Source organism: Falsiruegeria litorea R37 (assembly GCF_900172225.1).
GTDB classification, from domain to species: Bacteria; Pseudomonadota; Alphaproteobacteria; order Rhodobacterales; family Rhodobacteraceae; genus Falsiruegeria; species Falsiruegeria litorea.
In genome coordinates this window covers 189976-211933 of the sequence record NZ_FWFO01000001.1, presented here as the reverse complement: position 1 = coordinate 211933, position 21958 = coordinate 189976, and the positions used below count along the sequence as shown (strand labels likewise).

Below are 21958 nucleotides of genomic sequence, written 5' to 3'. Positions count from 1 at the left end.
ATTGTTGGTCGCAAACGCAGGCTCGGCAAAGGCCCGCCCGTATCATTTCACTCTGAAACAGAGCGCCACAGCAGCGTGACATGCGTGTCGCCGTATTTGCGCCGGTCGTGCAGATCGAACCCCTCTGGCACGTCCATCGGGGCGCTTTCCTCCCAGACGATCAGGGCGTCATCTGCAATCCATCCACCGGCCGCGGCCAGGTTCAGCGCCTTTTGACCCAGGTCCTTGCCGTACGGCGGATCAAGGAACACCAGATCATAAGGCGCGTCAGCGTTGGGTCCCAATCGCGTGGCATCCCGCCGGATCATCGCCGTGCGGTCCCTGCTGCGGGTCAGGTCGATATTCTTGCGGATCAACCCCTGCGCCACGCGCCCGTCATCGACAAAGCTGACGTGGGCCGCACCACGCGACAACGCCTCAAGCCCGAGCGCGCCAGTACCCGCAAACAAATCAAGCACGCGGGCGTCTGGAATAGCGCCCGTGTGCATCAGAACATTGAAGAGGCTTTCGCGGACGCGGTCCGTGGTGGGACGCAGGTGTGCGCCCGCATCCCCTTTACCGACCGAGGCCAAGGCGCGGCCTCGGAAATCGCCCGCAATGATCCTCACGCTTTCAAAAGCGGTTTCAGATCCGCCTCGGGATCACCCACAACTGCGGGATCAGCTGTCTTGCCACCATCAATCAGTCGCTTGCCGACCATATAGGCGCGCGGGTCGTTCATGGCGTCGACGGCCAGCAGCTGATCGCCCTTGTAGTACCAGAACGAGGTTGTCAGCCCCTCGCCCTTGCGGGTCACGACGCGGTCATAGCCGGTGTTCAAACCCGCGATTTGCAGTTTGACGTCATACTGATCCGACCAGAACCATGGGGTGGCGATGTAGTCCTTGTCCACACCCATCATGTTCTGCGCCACAACCTCGGCCTGATCGATCGCGTTGGGAACGCTTTCCAGACGGATACGCTCGCCTTGGTAGGGGAACGACGCGCAGTCACCAGCGGCCCAGATCGACGGATCAGAGGTGCGGCCGTGCGCGTCGGTCTTGATGCCATTGTCCAGCTCGACACCGGCCATCTCGGCGAGTTGGGTTGCGGGGGTAATGCCCACGCCCACAACGGCAAAATCGATCTCAAGCTCGGTGCCATCGGTCAAAACAGCACCGGTCACCTTACCATTGGTGCCGACGAGGTGATCCAAGCCCACGCCTTCGCGGATGTCGGCGCCATGGCTGCCGTGTAGGTTGCGGAAATAGTCACTGGTTTCAGGCGCAGCAACACGTTGCAGGATGCGGTCGGCCATTTCGACCAGGGTGACCTGAACACCGCGCTTGGCGCAGACAGCCGCCGCCTCGAGCCCGATGTAACCGCCACCGATGATCAGGGCACGCGCGCCATCCTTGAACTCGGGCGCCATGGCATCGGCATCAGCCAGATCGCGAACAAGGAACACGTTTTCCAGATCGCCGCCGATCTTGGCGGGCAGGCGGCGCGGGTCCGAGCCGGTGGTCAGCGCAAGTTGGTCGTAGCTGATCACCTCGTCGCCCACAGTCACGGTCTTGGCAGCTGCATCGATTGCTGTCACACGGCTGCCCAGTTTCACGGTGATATTCTGCTCTTCGTAGAAAGACGCAGGCCGCAGGAACAGGCGTTCCAACTCCATATCGCCCAGCAGGTATGCCTTGGACAGCGGCGGGCGCTGATATGGCAGAACGGGCTCGGCCCCGATCAGGGTGATCTCGCCCTCGAACCCATCCTTGCGCAGCTTAGCTACAAGGGACGATCCCGCCTGTCCGGCCCCGATCACGACGATATGGCTCATTTTCTTCCTGCCTCACTAAAAAATGATGGTCACCTGTCGGCCAACAGCTATATGCCCAAGGGCACAGAACCGCAAATCCAACAACGAGGTATCAAAGTATGATTGCAGTTGGCGAACAAATTCCCGACGCCACAGTGACGTTTATGGGCGCTGAAGGGCCGGAGCAGATCAACATCGCGGACAAGGCCAAAGGGCGCAAAGTTGTGATTTTCGCGGTGCCCGGCGCTTTCACTCCGACCTGCCATTCCGCCCATGTTCCCAGCTTCATCCGCACCAAGGATCAGTTCGACGCAAAGGGCGTGGACGAGATCATCTGTGTCTCCGTCAACGACCCCTTTGTGATGTCCGCCTGGGGCGAGGCAACCGGTGCATCCGAGGCCGGATTGACCATGATTGCCGACGCAGAATGCACATTCACCGACGCCATCGGAGCCCGCTTTGATGCACCGCCCGCGGGCCTGATTGCCCGTTCGATCCGCTACGCGATGCTGGTCGAGGATGGCAAGGTCGTGGCCGTGAATGTCGAAGAAAACCCCGGCATGTGCGAGCTGTCTGCTGGTGAAGGTTTGTTGGACGTCATCTGAGTTTGAACGCCCCGAAGCTGCTGGTTTCGGGGCGTTTTTCTACCCGCTCTATAATTGTCACATATGACAAGCAAAAATCCGCCTATGGGCCGACAAATTGATCAAAGCTTGAGCAACTGGACTAAATTCAGACGCGTTTGATTCGGCTCAGACCAGCGAATCCATCTTACGCGCCAGTTTGGCATCCAACGACGACACCCCACCCACATCATGCGTGGTCAGCACCACCTCGACCGTACGATAAACGTTGCTCCACTCTGGGTGGTGGTTCCATTTTTCGGCCCAGATGGCGGCCCGTGTCATCCAGCCAAAGGCCTCGACAAAATTGTCGAAGATGAAGGTCTTGGTGATCGCATCGCGTCCCTCGACCATGGTCCAGCCGTTGTCGAACAGCGGATCCAGCAGCGGGCCGCGGGTGGCGTCAGAGAGTTTCTCGGTCATTGCTGTTCCTCCACATCCACCTTCTTGAAGGGGCCATAGTCCGTCAACAGCTCAATCTCCTGGTCAATCGCCTCGCGCTCGGCCTCAAGGTACTTGGCGATGGCATCAGCAAAGCCGGGATCACCCACCCAATGCAGACTGTGGGTCTGTGTCGGCATGTACCCGCGTGCCAGCTTGTGTTCGCCCTGTGCGCCTGCCTCAACCCGGTGCAGCCCTTCGGCAATCGCCAAGTCGATGGCGCGATAGTAGCACAGTTCGAAATGCAGGCAGGGATGATGTTCGATGCAGCCCCAATACCGGCCAAAGAGAGTCTCGCGGCCGATGAAATTCAACGCCCCGGCCACATAGGCTCCGTTCCGTTCCGCCAGTACCAGCGCCATGTCATCACCCATCGTGTCATGGGCGATCTCAAAGAACTGTCGTGTCAGGTAGGGCGATCCCCATTTGCGCGCGCCGGTGTCCTGATAGAACATCCAAAAGGCATCCCAATGTTCCGGGCGCAATTCGTCGCCAGAAAACGTTTGGATCGTGCCGCCAAAGTCATTGGCCTGCCGCCGCTCTTTGCGCAGCGTCTTGCGCTTGCGTGAGGACAGCGCCTTCAGAAAGCCGTCGAAATCTGCGTAGCCATCGTTGAGCCAGTGAAACTGCTGCGTGGTGCGGTGCATCAGGCCCATCTCGCGACCGATCTCGGCTTCGGCTTCGGTGCAAAAGGTGACATGTAGGGATGAGACAGTGTTGTCTGCCGCCAGTTGCACCATCCCCTGCACCAGCGCCGATTGCCCGATCCCCTCATAACCTGGCTTGACCAGAAACCGTCGACCCGTGGCCGGGGTAAAGGGCACAGCGACCTGCAGCTTGGGGTAATAGCGCCCGCCAGCACGCTCATACGCATGGGCCCAATTGTGGTCGAAGATGTATTCACCCTGACTGTGTGACTTGGCATACAGCGGCGCGGCGGCGATCATCATGCCGTCCAGATAGGCGGTCAGATATTGCGGCTGCCAACCGGTTCCAGGTCCAAGAGAGCCGCTCTCTTCCAGCGCGCTCAGAAATCGGTGTGTGGTAAACGGGTCTAACGGACGGCCGCCATCTGCAGCCTCGGGACAGGCGCAGGCATCCCAATCCTGCGCTGAAACCTGCGACAGTGATCCCAGAACCTGTATTTCGATCTGCGCCTGATCCATCATCCCCTCGAAATTCCTTTGGGCTGTGATCCTCTATCTGTGGTTCCGGCTTCGGCGATCAAGCGGGCGCTTGAGCAAGATAACCCTCAAAGGTCACGTTTTGGGCGATCCTGCGTGCCAGGTGATCTTGCGCTGCCGACTTGGAGGTCCAACACAGGATATCCGCCCCGCCTGCCTTCAGTTCGGCCACGCGCGGACGGTCCAGATCCTCAACCTCGTGGCTGATAAAGCATGACTGGGTCCGGTCAAAGTCGGGAATGTCCCGCAGATGGTCACACACAACCTGTGACAGCGGCCATTCCGCCGGATCATAGGCGCTGGTCACGATCCCACGTGGCACGTCCGGCATCAGATCGGCCAGCAGGGCCACGCTGTTGGGGTTGAACGACATCAGCGCGACCGGCCCCTCATAGCCTCGCAGCGCTGTCACTGTGGCACGCTCTAGTGGACCGATTGCGGTGCCCATAGCCCCATCCTGATCCTTGAGCTCGATAAGCAGAGGCACGCGACCAGCCACCAGCTCCAGCACCTGGGTCAGGCTGGGAATGTGTTCTTCCGCGTTGCCCAAAAGCGTCGTGGCCTGCGCCTGCTGGGATGAGATCAAACGGATCGCGCCAGGCGAGCCGGTCAGGCGCCTCATGTCATAGTCATGAAACACCATGGCCTGCGCGTCCGAGGTCATCTGCAGATCGATCTCGATCCCGTATCCCGCATCCATTGCCGCGCGGATGGCCGCGCGGCTGTTTTCCGGGCGCCCGTCCTTCACATCATGCAGACCACGATGCGCGATAGGCGCGCCCAAAAAGCTCTGTGGCAGTCGAGGGATCATTTGATCTGGAAGAAACCTTCGATTTCTACTGCAACGCCTAGCGGCAGAGCCGCCGCGCTGACAGCAGATCGGGAATGACGGCCCGCGTCCCCCAACGCTTCGACCATGAAATCGGACGCGCCGTTGATGACCTGCGGCTGCGCGGTAAAATCTGCGGTCGAATTCACAAAACCGGTCAGCTTGACGACGCGCACCAGACGATCCAGATCACCACCACAGGCGGCCTTGACCTGCGCCAGTAGGTTAATGGCACAACGACGGGCGGCAGCGGCGCCGGCCTCGACCTCCATATCGTCACCCAGTTTACCCAGAATCAAACCGTTTTCATCGTTCGAGATCTGTCCAGAAACATAGACCATGTCCCCCACCTGAACATAAGGCACGTAGTTGGCCGCCGGAGCCGGAGCATCCGGCAGCGTCACACCCAGGCTTTCAAGTTTGGCTTCGATGCTCATGGCGCGTCCTTTCGAATTTCGCAATCGCGGGGACGCTAGCCGGGATCGCGAGTTTCGAAAAGCCCGAAACGCAAGCTGAATTGGTCACATCAGCAAAAACCATGTTTGTGCCAAACCAGAAAACAATCGCCCATATTCAGCGGAAAGAACCGCAGACTGCTTTACGCGCTGCACTTAGCAAGTTAAATGCGGGTTTGTTCCTTTTGTGTCACACATCGGCCTGTATACTGCGATGCTGCTGTCAGGGACATTGGTTGCGATTATATCCAAGGCTTGGCAATCTAGCTGGAACTTGTTGAACGGATTACGAACAGAATGACCAATTTCGCCGGAACCGCTCTGCGCTTGTGCACCATGGCTCTGGCCCTGTTTGTTGCGGCCTGCGCTCAGACGACTACTGTCGAACAAGCCAACGGCGCATTCCATGACCCTTACGAGAACGCCAACCGCTCGGTTCACTCGTTCAATCGAGGCGTCGACAGATATCTGTTCCGGCCTGCGTCGAAAGGATACGTGAAAATCTTTCCCGATCCGATGGTCACCAGCTTCAACTCTTTTGCCGAGAATATCTCTTTGCCGGGCCAGGCGGTCGACTATCTGCTGCAGGGCAAACCCAAGGAAAGCGGCATTGCTCTTTATCGGTTCCTAATCAATTCCACCGTTGGCTTTGCTGGTCTTGCCGACCCCGCCACTGACTTCAAGGTCCCACAGGTCGACACGGACTTTGGTGAGACGCTCCATGTTTGGGGCGTGGGCGAAGGCCCCTATTTGGAGTTGCCACTGTACGGCCCATCGACCACTCGAGACGCGGTCGGCGTCATCGTCAACCTGTTCACCAACCCGTTGGATTTCGCCCCAACACGCCCGGTCGACAACCTTGGGCTTTATACGGAAATCGTACGCCGCATGGGCGATCGGGGCCGGTTCTCGGACACTGTCGATTCGATTTTGTATGAAAGCGCAGACAGTTACGCCCAGGCCCGCCTGATTTACCTGCAAAACCGCCGCTTCGAACTGGCAGGCGATGACGAGGACGCCTATCTTGGTCTGTACGCCGATCCCTATTCCGATGCGTCAGACCCCTACGAGGACCCCTATGCCGAGTGATCTTTTGAACCGCCGCACTTTTGTAGCTTCTGCCGCTGCAGGGCTTTCCCTGGCAATGCTGCCGTTGCCTGCCGTCGCCCTGACCGAAGCCGGCGCGCGCAACCTGGTGAACAATGTTGTTTCCGAAATCAACCGGGTCATCGCCTCTGGCAAATCCGAAGCAGCGATGTTGCGCGACTTTGAAAAATTGTTCGTTCGCTATGCGGACGTGCCGATCATGGCGCGCTACGCCTTGGGCGCAGACGCCCGGTCAGCGTCAAAGGCACAGATGCGAAACTTTACGAAGGCGTTTCAGGGTTACATATCGCGTAAATACGGCCGTCGGTTCCGCGAGTTCATTGGCGGTGAGGTGACCGTGAAATCGGCCCGCAAGATCAAGGCTGGTTATGAGATCAAGAGCCTGGTCAAACTGCAGGGCTCGGCCCCGTTCGATGTGACCTTCCTGGTGTCAGACAAGTCCGGCAAGGACAAGTTCTACAACATGTTCATCGAGGGCGTGAACCTACTGCTGACCGAACGCACGGAAATTGGCGCGATGCTGGATCGACGCAAAGGCGATCTGAACAAGCTGATTGCGGACCTGTCCAAGGCGGGCTGAAGCGCCAGCACCCGGATGATGTGATCAAAGTAGCCGCCCGCCACTACAAGGGGCGGCTCTCTCTTTATGAGTACTTATCTGGCTGGACCAGGGCACTCCCGCCCGTCGGTCGTGCATCGAAGATGCACGCCTCCCGTTGGGCCGGGCCGCCGCGCTGCGCGCGGCGGCGGGTGACCGTTCGCAATCTTGAGGAATGGAATGGAGAACTCACGTCTGGTCGCAACCGCGCCGAGCCGTTAGGCGAGGCGCCCGGCCCAAGGCCGCCAGCGTCGCCTGCGCAGCAGGGGACAGCGCGGGCGCGGGAGCACTCCCGTTTTGCCACACCTGACTGCGCTCAGTTCCGCCCGCCAAAGATATCCTTGAGCAGCTGATCCACCGCATCGCCAAATCCGCCGCCTTCACGATTACGTTTTGGTTCCGGAATGCGCGTCGGTCGCACCGGCGCACGCATAGGCAGCGCTTTGGGTGTCAGACCGTCCTGAACCCGCACCATCGTTTCATGCCAAATCTCGGCTGGAAGGCCGCCCCCCGTCACACCGGACAGCGGCGTATTGTCGTCATACCCCATCCACACGCCGGCCACATAGTCCGCCGTAAACCCGATGAACCAAGCATCCCGTGCGGCCTGTGTCGTCCCGGTCTTGCCAGCCGCTTGCCAACCCGGAAGTGCGGCACGGCGACCAGATCCTTCGGCAACAACTTTTTCCATCATCCAGATCAGCTGCTCTGCCGCGCCGGTTTGGATCACCCGCTCACCGATGCCGCCACCAGAGCCCATCAACGGCGTTTCGTCCCCCAGCAACTGCAGCTCGACCAGACCATAGGGTGTCACAGACGAACCGCCGTTCAGAATTCCGGCATAAGCCCCGGTCATCTCCAGCAGCGTACTTTCCGATGCCCCCAAGGCGAGTGCGGGACCTGCGGCCAGGTCGCTGTCGATACCAAAATCCGACGCCACCTTGCGCACCAGATCGCGCCCAACGGCTTCGGACACTTTAACCGCCGGAATGTTCAGAGAATCCTTGAGCGCCTGCGTTAGCGTGACCTGACCATAGTACTTGTTGGTATAGTTCTTGGGACACCACTCGCCCGAACCTGGAATGTTCAGGCAATAGGGCGCGTCCACAACGGTATCGAGCGGTGAGTACCCAAGCTCCAACGCCGTGGCATAAACAAAGGGTTTGAAGGCTGAACCGGTCTGGCGCATCGCTTGCGTCGCCCGATTGAACGCACCAGTCACACGGGTCTTGCGACCGCCCACCATACCGCGCACGGCGCCATCTGCCGACATCACCACAATCGCGGCCTGCGCCTTTGACCCTTCGCGTACCTTTTCCTGGAACACGAAATTCATCGCCTCTTCAGCCGAGGTCTGAATGCGCTGATCCAGCGTCGTGCGAATGATCACATCTTCGGTGGTGTTGCGGGTGAAATACTCCGGCCCGCTCGACATCACCCAATCTGCAAAATAGCCACCTGCCCGAGCCGCGGCCGCTGCTGACAGCTCGGCTGGGTTCGCTCTCGCGCCATCTGCTTGCGCAGAGGTCAGATACCCTTGGTCCTCCATCAGCCCGACAATCACACGCGCACGGTCTTGCGAACGTTTGAGGTTGTTCGTAGGCGCATATCGCGTGGGCGCCACCAGCAAGCCTGCCAGCATCGCTGCCTCTGACGGGTTCACTTCGGCCGCCGACTTGCCGAAGTACCGCTGGCTTGCGGCCTCGAACCCACGGGCACCTGCCCCCAGGAACGCGCGGTTCAGGTAGATAGTCAGGACCTCGTCCTTCGAGTATTTGACCTCCATCGCCATCGCATAGACGGCTTCCTTGATCTTGCGCCACAGCGATCCCTGGCGGCAGTCGTCTTCATAGGCTTTCTCGGAGTCCCACTGCGTCTCGTCATAGGGCACGCCAAGACATAGTAGCTTGGCGGTCTGTTGTGTGATGGTCGACCCACCATGGCCAGACAATGGCCCGCGCCCCTCGCTCAGGTTGATGCGCACCGCGCTGGCAACGCCTCGTGGGCTGATCCCGAAGTGACGATAGAACCGCTTGTCCTCGGTCGCGATGACCGCGTTCTTGAGGTGGGGCGAAACCGTGTCCGTTGTGACCACGCCTCCAAACTGGTCACCGCGCCAGGCAAACACATTGCCGTCCTTGTCCAGCATCGTCACGGATCCACGCGCGCGCCCGTCAAGCAGGGCCGTTACATCCGGCAAGGTGGTATAGACCAGGCCAATCGCCAGAGCCAGCAACAGAGCAACAATCATGCCGATGCGCCAGGTGAACCCCCAGATCAGGCCAAAGACCCAGCCAATGGCACGCCGAACCCATCCAAAGATCCCACCGCCCCCCGACTTGCGGGCTGGCTTGCGGGTCTTGCGACTGGCTGTTTTCCTGGTGGTGGCCTTCTTCTTGGGCGCGGCTTTGGATTTGGGCTTGGCCGCCGTCTTGCGGGTTGCCGACGGATACCGTCGGTCCGCAACCAATGGCGGTTTCCGCCGCTTTGAATCACTCATGCTCTACCCTGCCCGGTTCTGGCTTTTGCCGCACAATACCCCGATGCGCCTCGGGTGTTGAGGTGTTATTCACATTCAATTCCCCTTTTGCGTCCGCCTAAATTTTAATCCTAGGCGCTATTTTGTGCAAAAAATGTGCAAATCTTCCAGATTTTCGCATGATTTCCGCTGCGCCACGGTTTCTCTGCATCGCAGCAACAGTCTTGATCACCTCATCAAGACACGCAGGCCCACACCTGCTCAATCGAGGGGAACACAGTGAAACTCATCATCGCAACGATCAAACCGTTCAAGCTGGAGGAGGTCCGCGAAGCTCTGACCGAGGCCGGCATCCGCGGCATGATGGTCACCGAGATCAAGGGCTTTGGTTCACAGTCGGGCCATACAGAAATCTATCGCGGCGCGGAATACGCCGTGAATTTTGTCCCCAAGATCAAACTGGAAATCGTAGTTGCCGCCTCGATGGTCGATCAGATCGTCGAAACCATTTCCAGCACCGCCCGCACCGGCAAGATCGGTGACGGCAAGATCTTTGTCCTGGACGTCGAACAGGCCGTGCGCGTGCGCACCGGGGAAACCAATGACGACGCGCTCTAAGCGTCCGCACACTCTTATCCAAGGGAAAATCGAAATGAACCTTCTCAAGACACTTCCTGCTGCGGCCGCGCTCATTGCCCTGCCGTCGCTGGCCCTGGCGCAGGACGCTGCCGCGCCGGGCTTTGACGAAATCGGCCCCTATATCATGACCACGCTGCTGTTCTGTATGGCGGGCTTTCTGGTCTTCTTCATGGCTGCAGGCTTTGCCATGCTCGAAGGCGGCCTGGTGCGGTCCAAGAACGTCACCATGCAGATGACCAAGAACATCGCGCTCTATTCGATTGCCGCCATCATGTACTGGTTCGTGGGCTTCAACACGATGTACCCCGGTGATTTCAACGGCTTCTTCGCCATTGGCGGCCCGACCGTGCTGGACGCGGTTGGCGTGTCGGCGGCAGACGCAGCTCTGGATTACGCCTCGGTGGGTTCGGACTTCTTCTTCCAACTGGTGTTTGTGGCCGCGACCGCGTCGATCGTGTCGGGTGCATTGGCCGAGCGGATCAAGCTGTGGCCCTTCCTGATCTTTGTCGTAGTTCTTACCGGTCTGATGTATCCGATTTCCGGTTCGTGGAAATGGGGCGGTGGCTGGTTGGATGCCATGGGTTTCCAGGATTTCGCCGGTTCGACCGTCGTACACTCGGTCGGTGGCTGGGCCGCTCTGGCAGGTGCCATCGTGCTGGGTCCGCGTATCGGTAAATACGGCAAAGACGGTAAGGTCATCCCGATCCCGGGTTCGAATCTGGCGCTGGCCACCCTGGGTACCTTCATCCTGTGGCTGGGTTGGTTCGGCTTCAATGGCGGCTCGCAGTTGGCCATGGGCACCGTGGGTGACGTATCGGACGTGTCGCGCATCTTTGCCAACACCAACATGGCTGCGGCAGCTGGCGCAGTAACCGCGCTGATCCTGACCCAGGTGATGTTCAAAAAGCCCGACCTGACCATGGTGCTGAACGGTGCTCTGGCTGGCCTGGTATCGATCACCGCTGAACCGCTGGCACCGACCCTGTTCGGCGCGCTGTGGATCGGTGCTGTGGGTGGCGTGATCGTGGTCTTCGCCGTGCCCTTCCTGGACAAGCTCAAGATCGACGACGTCGTTGGTGCGATCCCGGTTCACCTGTGCGCCGGTATCTGGGGCACCATCGCCGTGATCTTCTACAACTCGGACGCAACCCTGATGACTCAGCTGACCGGTATCGTGGCCTATGGCGTCTTCACCTTCGCCGTCAGCCTGGTGCTGTGGTTCATCCTGAAATCGACCCTGGGCATCCGCGTCAGCGAAGAGGATGAGGTCAACGGCCTGGATATGGCCGAACTGGGGATGGAAGCTTATCCCGAATTCTCGCGCGGCTGATCCGTCATAGATTGAAACCAATGGCCCGAGCCTACTGGCTCGGGCCTTTTTCATGCGCCCTACTCAAAGTCCTCGACTGTCCAATCTTGAATGTCATAGAGCCACCCTTCGCGCGCGCTGCCCGCAGCATGACCCACCGTGAACAGTGCGTTCATGTAGTCGCGATCAAAGGGTTCATCCGGCTTTTGCGTGAAGTCACGCGGAATGTAGGTGATGTTGGCACCCAGCCCGTCCCGCTTGGCCAGCGACAGAATGCTTTCGATGTTGCCGATGCTTTGCGAGCGGATCAGCATCTCGAACGCGCGGTCCGCCACTGCTGTGGCATTGCCAGGAAGCGGATCAAAAGTAGGCTCTAACGTCTTGTTGTGGATCAGCCAGATGGTGTTGCTTCGCCCGCTCAACCCCGCCCGTCGCAGCATCTGGCCCATAGGCAAGCCAGCCGGATAGACAAACACCTCGCGGGTTAGCCCGCCGTCGACATGCAGCTCTTCTCGGCGGATATCGCCATCTGTCACCTCGATGGTGATGGGCGGGAACACAACCGGGATGGCGGCCGAGGCCAAGATCACATCGCGGATCAGGGTACGGGCCTGCGGCGTTTCGATCTGCGCCATCTGCCCGATGTCCCAAAGAACGGGTCGCTCGGCATCGATGTTGGTGGTACCTACCAGCAGGCGGCGCCCTTTGCGGTGTTCGACGGCGATAGCAGTGATCAGATCATCCGAAAGTTCACGCTCGATCGCGGCGCGCAGCGGTGTCGTCTTGCCCAGGAAACCCCGCCCAAAAATCGCGCCTGCCACATCCAGCCGCGCCACGTCCCGCGTGGTTGTCTGGGTATAGAACCGTCGTAGCCGCGCGTCATATTCCGAACCTAGAAAGGCGAAGGGCGCAATCAGGGACCCGGTCGAAATGCCGGTGACAATATCGAAATCCGGCCGTTGACCGGATGCCGTCCACCCGTTCAGGACGCCGGCCCCATAAGCACCGTGCTGCCCGCCTCCTGACAACGCCAGAATGTTCAATCCACGCCCGCCCGGCACCTGCGCCAGGGTCGGTTGCAAGTTCGATTGAAGCGATACCAATTCTTCGCGCCCTCCGTCTTCGAACAGACGCACATCAGCCGTAGCTGCAGAAGGGTAGAAACGTTCATAGGTCTCGGCGGTCGGCGTGACGTTGGTGCGGTCATAGCTGCCCGCACAGGCCACCAGAACGAGACTCAGCAAAAGAAAGAGGGCAAATCGGAAACTGGGCATGGGACAGCAAGTCTGTTCGAGGAACGTTGACCTGCGGGTGCCACAGAACGCTCAACAAAAAAAGCCGCCTGTTGCGTAAACAGGCGGCTTTTTCGTCATTTTTGGCAGATTAACAGCACTTTGGTGCGAAAATCAGACCCCGGCGTCCACAATCGCCTTGGCCAGAATCGGCACCGTCTGCGCGTTCAGGCCTGCAATGTTCATGCGGCTGTCGCCCACCATGTAGATCGCGTGCTCAGCGCGCAATTTCTCGACCAGCTCGGGCGTGGTGCCCAGGCGCGAGAACATGCCGCGGTGCTGTGCGATGAACCCAAAGCGATCCGAGCCGGTCAGGCGCTGTAGCTCGTCCGCCAACTGCTGACGCAGACCCAGCATCGAGATGCGCACGTCTTCCAGCTCGGCCATCCAGTCCGCGCGCAAGGCGTCGTCGTTCAGGATGGTGGTCACGATACGTGCGCCGTGATCAGGCGGGAAGGAGTAGTTTTGACGGTTCAGGAACGCCAGCGTCGCCTGGTTCAGCGCTGTCTGGCTGCTGTCGTTCGACACAGCCATCAAGAGGCCGGTGCGCTCACGATAGACACCAAAGTTCTTAGAACAGGACGCCGCGATCAGGCATTCCTTGACCGACGAGGCCACCAGGCGCACGGCCTGCGCGTCTTCTTCCAGACCGTCACCAAAGCCCTGATAGGCAATGTCGACCATCGCAACCAGGTTCTGGGCATTGATCAGGTCCACGACCTCTTGCCACTGCACCAGGTTCAGGTTGGCACCGGTCGGGTTGTGGCAGCAACCGTGCAGCAGCACCACGTCGCCCGCTTTGGCGGTTTTCAGGTCCTCGATCATCCCGTCGAAATCGACGCCGCGCGTTTCGCTGTCAAAATAGCGGTAAGGCACGGTTTCCATACCCAGATAGTTCAGGATCGAAATGTGGTTCGGCCAGGTCGGGTTCGACACGAACACGCGTGCGTCGGGTGAGGCCATCTGGATCAGCTCAAACGCCTGACGGCACGCGCCGGTGCCGCCGGGGGTCGCTGCTGCCCCCACGTTTTCGCGTGCAACAGAATCGCCCAGGATCAGCTTGATCATGGCATCCGAATAGGCCGGATCGCCCACCAAACCCACATAGGACTTGGACTCTTGCTCTTCCCAAATCTGCTGCTCGGCCGCCTTGACCGCACGCATCACCGGGGTGACGCCCTCGGCGTTCTTGTAAACCCCGACACCCAAGTCGATCTTGGTGTCGCGCGGGTCTTCGCGATAGGCTTGCATCAGCGCCAGGATCTTGTCTGCTGGCTGCGCTTTGAGGTTTTCGAACATCAGTTCTCTCCGGTTGCGACGGGCAGGGTTGGGAAGGCACCCCATTCGGCCCAGGAGCCGTCATAAAGCGAGTAGTCGGATTTGCTCAAGCGGTGCAGGGCCAGCGCCAGAACGGCAGCGGTCACGCCTGATCCGCAGGTGGTGATGGCGGGTTTCGACAGATCGACCCCGGCGGCCTCGAAAATCTCGCGGCAGGCTTCGGGGGATTTCATCGTCCCGTCTTTGTTCAAAAGTGTATTGAACGGCACATTCTTTGAGCCGGGAATGTGACCCGACCGCAGCCCTTCGCGCGGCTCGGCAGCTTCGCCCCGGAAGCGCGCAGCAGAGCGGGCATCGATGATTTCGTGATCTTCCAGCTTGGCGGCCGCGGACACCTGGGTCACATCTCGCACCAGATGGTTCTGTACGCGGACCGTCATGTGACGGTCCCGGATCACCGGCGGCAGATCTTCGATCTCGTGCCCTTCGGCTTGCCATTTGGGCAGACCTCCGTCCAGCACGGCGACATTGTCCTGCCCCATCAGCTTGAACAGCCACCAAACACGCGCCGCTGACATCAAACCAGCGCCGTCATAGACGACAACCTGATGCCCATCACCTACGCCCATGGCCCGCATCCGCGACATGAACTTTTCAACCGGCGGCACCATATGCGGCAAATCCGAGCGACGATCAGAGATGTCGTCGATATCAAAGAATCGCGCGCCGGGAATATGGGCCGCCTGATATTCGGCCTCAGGGTCGCGATTCTCGGTCGGGAGATACCAGGACGCATCCAGAACCCGCAGGTCCGGATCCTTAAGGTGATCGGCCAGCCAACTGGTGGATACGAGTGTTTTCGGATCGTCGGTCATACATGCCTCCCCTATGCGCTAGATTGTCCGTATACCCACTGGAAATCTGGTGCAAGTCCAGCACAGGGCCATGCGGCACAAGAACCGCATCCAGGGCCCGAAAACCGCCGATACCGCCGAGTCGGCAGACTTGACCCCATCCCCCAAGGGGGGATATGCACACCTAAATCAATCGAGCACCCGGTCATGAGCAGACTCACCTACATGTTGCAAATGCTGTTTGCTGTCGTTCTGACGGCGGGCATTCTGCTGCAGGGTCTGACCGGGGTAACGAACCACCTGCCGCAGATCGACCTTGAGGGCGCTGCCCAGATCAACGATCACGGCCACAGCCATGATCCGGTGGTGGATGTCGCCTGGTCCGACCACGGACACAGCCACGACGTAACCGATCACGACCACAACCCCGGCCTCACGGTTCCGAGCGAGGATCCGTCTCCCCTTCCACCCCTCACCAAAGACGCTTGGACAATAGTTTCGCTGATGGTCTGGGATATGCAGCACGGGCTGGAGCGACCTCCGAGAGTTTGACGTTTCCTTAAACGAAACACACGCAAACAAACTCTATCGGAGCATATACTCATGACTTCTGTACCCCGCAGCGGGGTTGGACGGCGCACGCCCGTTTTCGCAACCCTGTTGGGCCTTCTCGCACTGTGGTTCAGTGCCAGTGTGGCCGCTGCACATAACGTGACCCCCGGCGATGCCGGTTACATTCAGGAAATCTGGGGCGTCAAGCTGATCCCCTTTGCCTATCTGGGCGCCAAACACATGGTGACGGGATACGACCACATCCTGTTTCTGTTCGGTGTCGTGTTCTTCCTTTACCGGATGCAGCACGTCGCCATCTATGTCAGCTTGTTCGCTGTCGGCCATTCCACAACCATGCTGTTGGGCGTCTGGTTTGGCTGGAACGTCAACGCCTATCTGATTGACGCCATCATCGGCCTGTCGGTTGTCTACAAGGCGCTCGACAACCTGGGTGCCTATCAGCGCTGGTTCGGGTTCCAGCCCAACACCAAGGTGGCGACGCTGATCTTTGGCTTTTTCCACGGCTTGGGACTGGCGACCAAGATCCTGGACTACGAAATTGCGCAGGACGGCCTGTTGCCAAACCTTCTTGCCTTTAACGTCGGCGTCGAGATCGGTCAGATTCTGGCCCTGTCCTTGATCCTGATCGTCATGGGCTACTGGCGTCGCAGCACCAGCTTCTGGCGCCATGCCTATACCGCAAATGTTGTGATGATGACCGCTGGTTTTGTCCTGATGGGCTATCAGCTCACCGGTCTTGTCCTGTCCTCATAATTCGAACATCGAGATATCCAATGTACAACGCAGAAAAACCGAACCTCGAAGAGCTGCCCAGCAGCGCACAATTGCTCAAGTCGACCATCATCGCGGCTGTTGCCGCTGTGGCGATCCTGATCACCATCGTCCTGCCTTCTGAATACGGCATCGACCCCACCCGCATTGGCCGTGTTCTGGGCCTGACCGAAATGGGCGAGATCAAGACGCAATTGGCAGAAGAGGCGGAGCAAGACCGTCAAGCCGCCGGGGAAGAGCAATCCAGCATTCTGGACCTGTTCTTTTCGGCCGCCTATGCACAGCAGGCCGAGACCTGGAAAGACGAAATCAGCTTTGAACTGACGCCCGGACAAGGTGCGGAATGGAAGCTGGTTATGGACAAGGAGGCAGAGGCCGAGTTCCGCTGGTACACCTCGGACGCTGTCGTGAACTATGATCTGCACGGCGACGGCAGCGGTCAGTCGATCTCGTACAAGAAAGGTCGCGGCCTTTCGAGCGAGACCGGTACAATCACCGCAGCGTTCACAGGCAACCACGGCTGGTTCTTCCGCAACCGGACAAGCGCGCCGCTCACGATTACCCTGCAGCTGCGTGGGGCTTATTCGGACGTCAAGCGCACCTACTGACCAAAGTGGGGCGGCCGAACGGTCGCCCCGCAAAACCCCAGCCCATCAATGTCAGCCGTGATCCTTGAGCAGGCGCTGTTTTTGGCGCGACCAATCTCGCTTGGCCTGGGTTTCGCGCTTGTCATGGTTCTTCTTGCCCTTGGCGATGCCGATCTTGATCTTGGCCTTGCCACGGTGATTGAAATACAAAACCAGCGGCACCAGGGTCATCCCCTTGCGCTGTGTTGCGTTCCACAGGTCAGACAGTTCCTTGCGCGAGACCAGCAGTTTGCGACGGCGGCGTTCCTCGTGCTTGAACATCTTGGCCTGCTCATACGGTGCGACGTAGGAGTTCACGAGCCACAGTTCACCGTCATCCACAGTGGCATAGCTTTCGGCAATATTGGTTCCGCCGACGCGCATCGACTTAACCTCGGACCCTTCGAGCATGATGCCGCATTCGAGATCGCTCTCGATGGCATAGTCGAAACGGGCCCGCCGGTTCTCGGCAACCACTTTATAGTTCGGATCTGTCTTTTGCTTGGCCATGGGGGCCAGATTTAGGCGCGCAAGCGTCCCGGTGCAAGCGGGTCTTGCACCGAAAATCAGCCTGAGCGGCGCGCACGCAGGTTCTGAACAATGCCCACGATGCTGATGATGATCCAGAACCCTTCCATCAGAACCGAGGCCAGGTTGAAGTTGTGGCTGAGCGAATAGATCAGCAACAGCGCCCCCAGCAGGTTCACCAAGGGGAACAGCAGATCGTCCGAGTTCAGATATCTCATCTGGGTCGCGAAATAGGCCAACGCGATGATCAACGTGCCAAGGGTGCCAACAGCATCGGGCCAACTGAGTGTGGAAAGGAAATCGGACATAGAACCTGCTCAGAAACGTTTGACCTGCGACCTACCCGGCCCAAGGCAGGCAGGCAAGGGATCACCAACTTACGCCGCGTCCTTGGACAGGAAGTCCCCCAGCAGATCAAACACCAATCGAATGCGGCGCGATGTGTGAAGCTCTCGATGTGTTGTCAGCCAAATTGGAAAACGTACCGGCTCCAACGCGCTCACCACACGTTCGACCGATGGACAGCGGCGGGCAACCTGATCGGCCATCAGCGACAGCCCCAGCCCCTGTTCCACCATCGCCCAGGCCGCACTGCCCGAGGTCGAGCCCATGCGGAAGTTGTCCTGCGAAAGTTCCACCCCTTGCTCACCGAAAAAGGCGATCATCCGCGAGATGTCTCCGAACGAAATGAAATCATGCGCCTTCAGGTCCGCCAAAGAAACAGGCCGCCCGCGTTCCGCGAGATAACTGGGCGCTGCGTAAAGATGCGCGGTCGTTTCGGCGACCAAACGGGCAAACAGCTCGGGTTGTTCGGGTCGCACATGCCGGATCGCGATGTCCGCCTCGCGCATTTGCAGATCGCGCAGGTCATCGGCCGATACCACATCGACCTCAAGCTTGGGGGCAACTTCACGCAGGCGCAGCAGAGCCGTTGGCATGACATGGGTGCAGAACACTTCGGACGCGGTGATGCGTACGGTGCCGTCGATGGACTGGGACTGCCCACTGGCCACCAGCGACAGGTGCATCGCGGCCGCGCGCATCGATTTCGCATGGCCCAGCATCTCGCGCCCGGCGTCCGTCAGAGCAACGGATCGACCGGAACGCTCGAAAAGGGTCACGCCTAGGTCTTGCTCTAACGCCGCGATCTGACGCCCGATGGTGGGCTGGGTTTGTCGCAACACGCGCGCCGCCGCCGACAGGGACCCCTCCTCTGCCGTCGCCAGAAAAGCCCGCACATGGGACCAATCAAATGAGACACCCTGCCAATTCATGCATTTCTGTATAACAGCTGAACAGATTTGGACAATTCACCAATGATTTCCGCATGGGTTAAACAGTATTCAAAGGAGATTACACCATGGCGCAAGCAACTGCATTCTGGGATGGCATCGCCGAACGCTATGCGAAATCCCCCATCAAAGACGTCGAAGCTTATGAATACACGCTAGAGCGGACCCGTTCCTACCTCAGCGCCAATGACCAGGTGCTGGAACTGGGTGCAGGTACCGGTTCAACCGCGCTTCTGCTGGCCCCCAATGTGGCCCGCTATGTGGCCAGCGATCTATCCCCCAAAATGACCGAAATCGGCCAAACCAAGGCCACCGATCAAGGAGTGACCAATGTGGAGTTCATTGCAGCGGATGTATCGGATCCGCAGTTTGCGGGCGCGCCTTTTGACACAGTGCTGGCCTTGAACCTACTACACCTGCTGCCCAACCTGACCCAGGATCTGAAGCACATTCATCAGATGGTCAAACCGGGCGGGTTGTTCATCTCAAAATCCGTGTGCCTGAACGCAAAGGGCCTGCCCCTGCGCCTGCGGTTCATGAAGCTCGCCATTCCGCTGATGCAGATTCTGGGCAAGGCCCCCTTTGTCCGTTCCCTGACGATCGAAGAGTTGGAACGCGAAGTGACAGAAGCCGGATTCGACATCATCGAAACCGGCAGCTACCCGGCAGTTCCACCAAGCCGATACCTCGTGGCGCGCCGGGTCTGATCCCGGCGCAAGGCCGCCTCAGGACAGTTTGGCGTGCACTTCGTCCAGGTCGATCTGATCAATCGGCATCTTGTTGGCCGGGTTTTCAAAGTCGTATTTGAAAAGATCGAAATCGCGCTTGTAGATCTCGTACACCAGATGCATCGACAGATCGTCGAAGTAATCTTCGACCGGATGCGCACGCTTGGGACCGTGACCTTCGGATTCGTTGAAACGCGGGATCTGGCTCAGGTCGATTTTCACCGGAGTTTCGATGTGGTTCAGAACGTCCTGCATGCCATCGTTGAACTGCTCCGTCCAGACGATGTTATCATAGCGCCCGCCATTGGCGATGAAGGTTGAGACATGACCAGACATAGCCGACCAATGAATGTCCGGATCCATAGGGCGGCGCCAGCGGATGGTGTCACGTGCAAACAGCAGGAACCGGCGAAAGCTCTTGATCTGGTCAAACTCTTGCTTGCCGTCATCACCTCCGACCTCGATCCCGTATTTGTAGATCAGAGTCGGCACCAGATTGCCACGATACCGCTTGCCGTTGCGCTGAATGCCACAGATCTTGTCAAAGAAAGACGACAGGATGCGCGTGTAGGGGTTGCGGACACAGGTGAAGGCGTAAGACTTGTGCGCCTGCACATTGCGCGTGATGGGCCCCTGGCTTTCGTCTAGCGCCCACTTGTGCAAGCCGCCTTTGGCGTCGTGAATGTCCCCATCAAAGAACTCGCCATGATCCGAGTAATACATGATCTGCCCAATGGTCGAGCAGGCACATTTTGGCACCACTCGATACACAACACTTTCACTTTCCGTCATCCAGGTGCCTGGAAAACCCATCTGTCTTGCCTCCGTACCCCATTTAGCCCTAGCTTAAGCGTCAGGCGTCTTTGCCTCAAAAAACCAAATAAACCCTGTTTATTCAATCGGTCTTCATCTTTAACAGGGTAAACAAAGGGCAGAAACAAGGGTTCATCGTTTCCAATATGGCAAAAATTGCCTACATCTTGCTGTGCCACAAGGATCCGGATGCCATCATCATGCAGGCCGAGCGGTTGACTGCGGCCGGCGACTATATGTCGATCCACTTTGATGCTAGCGCGAAATCCGAACATTTTCGCAAGATCAGAACCGCCCTCGCCGACAACCCCAACGTCACATTTGCCCGCAAGCGCATCAAATGCGGCTGGGGGGAATGGTCGCTGGTTCAGGCAACGCTTTATGCGATCGAAGCTGCAGTAGACGAGTTTCCGCGCGCCACGCATTTCTACATGCTGTCGGGCGACTGCATGGCAATTAAGACGGCGGAATACGCGCATCAGTTCCTTGACGACAACGACAAGGACTTTGTCGAAAGTTTTGATTATTTCGAAAGCGATTGGATCAAGACCGGCTGGAAAGAAGAGCGGCTGATCTACCGCCACTGGTTCAACGAGCGCACCCAGAAGAAACGCTTTTACGCCATGTTCAACCTGCAACAGCGGTTGGGGTGGACACGCGAAATCCCCGCCGACATCCAAATCATGATCGGCAGCCAATGGTGGTGCCTGCGCCGCCGAACCGTTGAATGGATCCTGGATTTCACCCGCACCCGCCGCGACGTGATGCGGTTTTTTTCGACCACCTGGATCCCGGACGAGACGTTTTTCCAGACCCTGGTGCGTCACCTGATCCCCGAGGATGAGATCGACAGCCGCACGCTGACCTTCTTGATGTTCTCCGACTACGGGATGCCCGTCACCTTTTACAACGATCACTATGATCTTCTACTCAGTCAGGATTTCCTGTTTGCCCGCAAGATCAGCCCCGAGGCCAAAGAGCTCAAATCCCGACTAGGGCGGCTGTATGCGGCGCATGACGTTGAATTCCAGATCTCGAACGAAGGGCGCAGTCTTTACAAATTCTTGACTGGCCGTGGCCGCATCGGACGGCGGTTTGGCATGCGGTTTTGGGAGACCGAAAGTTCTTTGGGGCGAGAGCGTGAGTTGATGATTGTCGTCTCCAAGAAATGGCACGTCGCCAAGCGTCTTCTGGATCAGATCCGTCATGTCATGAACGTGCCCACCATAGAATACCTGTTCAACGAGGAGGGCGCGCCGCTGCCCGACTTGGGCGGCATTCAGGCAACACTGGAAAAGCGCACTCGTCACCGCCGCGCACTGATGCGCATGCTGTTCGAATACTATGACACCGATCGTCTGATCATCTGCATGGATCCCTCGAACCTGGACCTGATGCATGACTTCTTCTCGGACCGCTCAGTGACCCGAATGCTCGAGATCGAATGCAAATTCACGGACGAATACCTGATCGGCCACGCCCACCGTGTCGGCCTTGCGGGCGAGCGGACTCCGCAGGCTACGTTGGAACGTCTGCTACCCACGATCCGCAACGATCTGGCTTATGAAGGGGACCGCATCCGCGACGCTGGTTTTGCGCGCTATGGCCGCATACGAGAGTCTGCGCAGCCCGAAGAAAACGCCGAAAAGCTGTCCGAGTTTCTTTCGATTTCCTGGGAACAGGGTCTGCGCCTGGCGCAGACCGAGTATTTGTTTGCGGACTAGACGCAGAATTCAGGGGTCCT

General features: G+C 58.8%; 24 protein-coding genes. 10 read left to right on the top strand and 14 right to left on the bottom strand.

Features of this window, described 5'->3' with window-relative positions:
* Positions 1-47 precede the first annotated feature (47 nt).
* Together rsmD and TRL7639_RS01030 are read right to left on the bottom strand one after the other, a co-directional pair.
* Positions 48-608, bottom strand: coding sequence for a 16S rRNA (guanine(966)-N(2))-methyltransferase RsmD (rsmD, locus tag TRL7639_RS01035; RefSeq protein WP_085793962.1), 561 nt, complete (start codon positions 606-608; stop codon positions 48-50).
* Entirely contained in the window at positions 605-1816 is a 1212-nt protein-coding gene (locus TRL7639_RS01030; protein ID WP_085793961.1) for an NAD(P)/FAD-dependent oxidoreductase, read from the bottom strand. The genes rsmD and TRL7639_RS01030 overlap by 4 nt, the downstream gene beginning before the upstream one ends.
* A 98-nt stretch (positions 1817-1914) precedes the next feature.
* On the opposite strand from TRL7639_RS01030, the gene TRL7639_RS01025 reads away from it, so the two are divergent.
* The gene (locus TRL7639_RS01025) at positions 1915-2400 is read left to right on the top strand and encodes a peroxiredoxin (protein ID WP_085793960.1); all 486 of its coding nucleotides are present in this window, start codon (positions 1915-1917) and stop codon (positions 2398-2400) included.
* Positions 2401-2547: 147 nt separating this feature from the next.
* Here TRL7639_RS01025 and TRL7639_RS01020 read toward each other — a convergent pair whose 3' ends face one another.
* From TRL7639_RS01020 to TRL7639_RS01005, 4 genes are read right to left on the bottom strand one after another with little or no spacing between them, the layout of a single operon-like run.
* Positions 2548-2841, bottom strand: coding sequence for a 4a-hydroxytetrahydrobiopterin dehydratase (locus tag TRL7639_RS01020; protein WP_085793959.1), 294 nt, complete (start codon positions 2839-2841; stop codon positions 2548-2550).
* Positions 2838-4025 carry a GNAT family N-acetyltransferase gene (locus TRL7639_RS01015; protein ID WP_085796195.1) on the bottom strand — a complete coding sequence of 396 codons (1188 nt, stop codon included), beginning with the start codon at positions 4023-4025 and terminating at the stop codon, positions 2838-2840. Before TRL7639_RS01015 ends, TRL7639_RS01020 begins: the two co-directional genes overlap by 4 nt.
* Positions 4026-4083: 58 nt before the next feature.
* Positions 4084-4854, bottom strand: a complete 771-nt coding sequence (locus TRL7639_RS01010; RefSeq protein WP_085793958.1) for a glycerophosphodiester phosphodiesterase family protein — start codon at positions 4852-4854, stop codon at positions 4084-4086.
* The gene (locus TRL7639_RS01005; RefSeq protein WP_085793957.1) at positions 4851-5309 is read right to left on the bottom strand and encodes a RidA family protein; all 459 of its coding nucleotides are present in this window, start codon (positions 5307-5309) and stop codon (positions 4851-4853) included. Before TRL7639_RS01005 ends, TRL7639_RS01010 begins: the two co-directional genes overlap by 4 nt.
* A 315-nt stretch (positions 5310-5624) precedes the next feature.
* On the opposite strand from TRL7639_RS01005, the gene TRL7639_RS01000 reads away from it, so the two are divergent.
* Together TRL7639_RS01000 and TRL7639_RS00995 are read left to right on the top strand one after the other, a co-directional pair.
* A complete protein-coding gene (locus tag TRL7639_RS01000) occupies positions 5625-6416 on the top strand; it encodes an MlaA family lipoprotein (protein ID WP_085793956.1) in 792 nt (263 codons plus the stop codon).
* Positions 6406-7014, top strand: coding sequence for an MlaC/ttg2D family ABC transporter substrate-binding protein (locus tag TRL7639_RS00995; protein WP_085793955.1), 609 nt, complete (start codon positions 6406-6408; stop codon positions 7012-7014). Before TRL7639_RS01000 ends, TRL7639_RS00995 begins: the two co-directional genes overlap by 11 nt.
* Before the next feature lie 334 nt (positions 7015-7348).
* Here TRL7639_RS00995 and TRL7639_RS00990 read toward each other — a convergent pair whose 3' ends face one another.
* Positions 7349-9532, bottom strand: a complete 2184-nt coding sequence (locus tag TRL7639_RS00990) for a transglycosylase domain-containing protein (RefSeq protein ID WP_085793954.1) — start codon at positions 9530-9532, stop codon at positions 7349-7351.
* 258 nt (positions 9533-9790) lie between these two features.
* On the opposite strand from TRL7639_RS00990, the gene TRL7639_RS00985 reads away from it, so the two are divergent.
* Both TRL7639_RS00985 and TRL7639_RS00980 read left to right on the top strand, forming a co-directional pair.
* Positions 9791-10129, top strand: coding sequence for a P-II family nitrogen regulator (locus tag TRL7639_RS00985; protein ID WP_085793953.1), 339 nt, complete (start codon positions 9791-9793; stop codon positions 10127-10129).
* Between the two features lie 34 nt (positions 10130-10163).
* Entirely contained in the window at positions 10164-11480 is a 1317-nt protein-coding gene (locus tag TRL7639_RS00980) for an ammonium transporter AmtB (protein ID WP_085793952.1), read from the top strand.
* 59 nt (positions 11481-11539) lie between these two features.
* On the opposite strand, the gene TRL7639_RS00975 is transcribed toward TRL7639_RS00980, so the two are convergent.
* From TRL7639_RS00975 to sseA, 3 genes are all read right to left on the bottom strand, one after another.
* Complete coding sequence (locus TRL7639_RS00975; RefSeq protein WP_085793951.1) at positions 11540-12733, bottom strand: patatin-like phospholipase family protein; 1194 nt, start codon at positions 12731-12733, stop codon at positions 11540-11542.
* Between the two features lie 132 nt (positions 12734-12865).
* Entirely contained in the window at positions 12866-14050 is a 1185-nt protein-coding gene (locus TRL7639_RS00970; protein WP_085793950.1) for an amino acid aminotransferase, read from the bottom strand.
* Positions 14050-14904, bottom strand: a complete 855-nt coding sequence (sseA, locus tag TRL7639_RS00965; protein ID WP_085793949.1) for a 3-mercaptopyruvate sulfurtransferase — start codon at positions 14902-14904, stop codon at positions 14050-14052. The genes TRL7639_RS00970 and sseA overlap by 1 nt, the downstream gene beginning before the upstream one ends.
* A 186-nt stretch (positions 14905-15090) precedes the next feature.
* On the opposite strand from sseA, the gene TRL7639_RS22860 reads away from it, so the two are divergent.
* Genes TRL7639_RS22860 through TRL7639_RS00950 form a run of 3 tightly spaced genes read left to right on the top strand, consistent with a single transcriptional unit; the run spans position 15091 to position 16835 of the window.
* Complete coding sequence (locus tag TRL7639_RS22860; RefSeq protein WP_133057586.1) at positions 15091-15435, top strand: hypothetical protein; 345 nt, start codon at positions 15091-15093, stop codon at positions 15433-15435.
* A 51-nt stretch (positions 15436-15486) separates the two neighbouring features.
* Positions 15487-16209: a HupE/UreJ family protein gene (locus TRL7639_RS00955; RefSeq protein ID WP_085793947.1), complete on the top strand. Its 723-nt coding sequence runs from the start codon at positions 15487-15489 to the stop codon at positions 16207-16209.
* Between the two features lie 20 nt (positions 16210-16229).
* Positions 16230-16835, top strand: a complete 606-nt coding sequence (locus TRL7639_RS00950) for a transmembrane anchor protein (RefSeq protein ID WP_085793946.1) — start codon at positions 16230-16232, stop codon at positions 16833-16835.
* A gap of 51 nt (positions 16836-16886) precedes the next feature.
* Here TRL7639_RS00950 and smpB read toward each other — a convergent pair whose 3' ends face one another.
* The 3 genes from smpB to TRL7639_RS00935 form a co-directional block, all read right to left on the bottom strand.
* Positions 16887-17363, bottom strand: coding sequence for an SsrA-binding protein SmpB (smpB, locus tag TRL7639_RS00945; protein ID WP_085793945.1), 477 nt, complete (start codon positions 17361-17363; stop codon positions 16887-16889).
* Between the two features lie 56 nt (positions 17364-17419).
* Positions 17420-17689 carry a CBU_0592 family membrane protein gene (locus TRL7639_RS00940; RefSeq protein ID WP_085793944.1) on the bottom strand — a complete coding sequence of 90 codons (270 nt, stop codon included), beginning with the start codon at positions 17687-17689 and terminating at the stop codon, positions 17420-17422.
* Positions 17690-17758: 69 nt separating this feature from the next.
* Positions 17759-18655 (bottom strand): LysR family transcriptional regulator, encoded by an 897-nt coding sequence (locus tag TRL7639_RS00935; protein ID WP_085793943.1) that lies wholly within the window; start codon positions 18653-18655, stop codon positions 17759-17761.
* A gap of 86 nt (positions 18656-18741) precedes the next feature.
* Between TRL7639_RS00935 and TRL7639_RS00930 the strand changes: the two genes are divergently transcribed.
* Entirely contained in the window at positions 18742-19380 is a 639-nt protein-coding gene (locus TRL7639_RS00930) for a class I SAM-dependent methyltransferase (RefSeq protein WP_085793942.1), read from the top strand.
* An 18-nt stretch (positions 19381-19398) separates the two neighbouring features.
* On the opposite strand, the gene TRL7639_RS00925 is transcribed toward TRL7639_RS00930, so the two are convergent.
* The gene (locus TRL7639_RS00925) at positions 19399-20214 is read right to left on the bottom strand and encodes a sulfotransferase family protein (protein WP_085793941.1); all 816 of its coding nucleotides are present in this window, start codon (positions 20212-20214) and stop codon (positions 19399-19401) included.
* A 146-nt stretch (positions 20215-20360) separates the two neighbouring features.
* Here TRL7639_RS00925 and TRL7639_RS00920 point away from each other — a divergent pair, with 146 nt between their 5' ends.
* Positions 20361-21938, top strand: coding sequence for a DUF5928 domain-containing protein (locus TRL7639_RS00920; RefSeq protein ID WP_085793940.1), 1578 nt, complete (start codon positions 20361-20363; stop codon positions 21936-21938).
* Positions 21939-21958: the final 20 nt, after the last annotated feature.

Bases quoted from the DNA above. Each gene is read 5' to 3' on its own strand.
- TRL7639_RS00925 (WP_085793941.1), bottom strand. From the start codon at position 20,214: ATGGGTTTTCCAGGCACCTGGATGACGGAAAGTGAAAGTGTTGTGTAT.
- TRL7639_RS01000 (WP_085793956.1), top strand. From the start codon at position 5,625: ATGACCAATTTCGCCGGAACCGCTCTGCGCTTGTGCACCATGGCTCTG.
- TRL7639_RS00980 (WP_085793952.1), top strand. From the start codon at position 10,164: ATGAACCTTCTCAAGACACTTCCTGCTGCGGCCGCGCTCATTGCCCTG.
- TRL7639_RS00990 (WP_085793954.1), bottom strand. From the start codon at position 9,532: ATGAGTGATTCAAAGCGGCGGAAACCGCCATTGGTTGCGGACCGACGG.
- TRL7639_RS01005 (WP_085793957.1), bottom strand. From the start codon at position 5,309: ATGAGCATCGAAGCCAAACTTGAAAGCCTGGGTGTGACGCTGCCGGAT.
- TRL7639_RS00975 (WP_085793951.1), bottom strand. From the start codon at position 12,733: ATGCCCAGTTTCCGATTTGCCCTCTTTCTTTTGCTGAGTCTCGTTCTG.
- TRL7639_RS01025 (WP_085793960.1), top strand. From the start codon at position 1,915: ATGATTGCAGTTGGCGAACAAATTCCCGACGCCACAGTGACGTTTATG.
- sseA (WP_085793949.1), bottom strand. From the start codon at position 14,904: ATGACCGACGATCCGAAAACACTCGTATCCACCAGTTGGCTGGCCGAT.
- TRL7639_RS00935 (WP_085793943.1), bottom strand. From the start codon at position 18,655: ATGAATTGGCAGGGTGTCTCATTTGATTGGTCCCATGTGCGGGCTTTT.
- TRL7639_RS00930 (WP_085793942.1), top strand. From the start codon at position 18,742: ATGGCGCAAGCAACTGCATTCTGGGATGGCATCGCCGAACGCTATGCG.
- TRL7639_RS00970 (WP_085793950.1), bottom strand. From the start codon at position 14,050: ATGTTCGAAAACCTCAAAGCGCAGCCAGCAGACAAGATCCTGGCGCTG.
- smpB (WP_085793945.1), bottom strand. From the start codon at position 17,363: ATGGCCAAGCAAAAGACAGATCCGAACTATAAAGTGGTTGCCGAGAAC.
- TRL7639_RS00950 (WP_085793946.1), top strand. From the start codon at position 16,230: ATGTACAACGCAGAAAAACCGAACCTCGAAGAGCTGCCCAGCAGCGCA.
- TRL7639_RS01010 (WP_085793958.1), bottom strand. From the start codon at position 4,854: ATGATCCCTCGACTGCCACAGAGCTTTTTGGGCGCGCCTATCGCGCAT.
- TRL7639_RS01030 (WP_085793961.1), bottom strand. From the start codon at position 1,816: ATGAGCCATATCGTCGTGATCGGGGCCGGACAGGCGGGATCGTCCCTT.
- TRL7639_RS00955 (WP_085793947.1), top strand. From the start codon at position 15,487: ATGACTTCTGTACCCCGCAGCGGGGTTGGACGGCGCACGCCCGTTTTC.
- TRL7639_RS22860 (WP_133057586.1), top strand. From the start codon at position 15,091: ATGAGCAGACTCACCTACATGTTGCAAATGCTGTTTGCTGTCGTTCTG.
- TRL7639_RS00920 (WP_085793940.1), top strand. From the start codon at position 20,361: ATGGCAAAAATTGCCTACATCTTGCTGTGCCACAAGGATCCGGATGCC.
- TRL7639_RS01015 (WP_085796195.1), bottom strand. From the start codon at position 4,025: ATGGATCAGGCGCAGATCGAAATACAGGTTCTGGGATCACTGTCGCAG.
- TRL7639_RS01020 (WP_085793959.1), bottom strand. From the start codon at position 2,841: ATGACCGAGAAACTCTCTGACGCCACCCGCGGCCCGCTGCTGGATCCG.
- TRL7639_RS00940 (WP_085793944.1), bottom strand. From the start codon at position 17,689: ATGTCCGATTTCCTTTCCACACTCAGTTGGCCCGATGCTGTTGGCACC.
- TRL7639_RS00995 (WP_085793955.1), top strand. From the start codon at position 6,406: ATGCCGAGTGATCTTTTGAACCGCCGCACTTTTGTAGCTTCTGCCGCT.